At 30.3% G+C, this 271-nt stretch carries 1 protein-coding gene; it reads left to right on the top strand.

Annotation, left to right across the window (positions count from 1 at the left end; all coding sequences use genetic code 11):
* Positions 1-271, top strand: a 271-nt coding sequence (locus R2R70_RS20395; protein ID WP_410978962.1) for a hypothetical protein, incomplete at both ends; no start/stop codon positions are given.

Consider the following 271-nt stretch of genomic DNA (forward strand, 5'->3'; position numbering starts at 1 on the left):
GATTTGCCTGAAAGTCCGGTTTTTTTACGAATAAATTATGAAGGTGGTATAAAGGAAGTTCTTATGACTACGTTATGGAATGCGGATAAGCCTATTGGTTTTTTACATATTTATTCTGATAAATCTGAAAGTTTTACGCAACAATTTAGGGAAATTATAAAGGGAATCACTCCACAACTATCTGTAGCAGTTTCTAATATTATAAAAAATGAAGAGCTTGAAAAAAAGGAAATTGAAAAATCATTCCTGTTAGACTTTGGTTATGAAATAG

Source organism: Cobetia sp. SIMBA_158, from assembly GCF_046566945.1.
Classification (GTDB): domain Bacteria; phylum Pseudomonadota; class Gammaproteobacteria; order Pseudomonadales; family Halomonadaceae; genus Cobetia; species Cobetia amphilecti.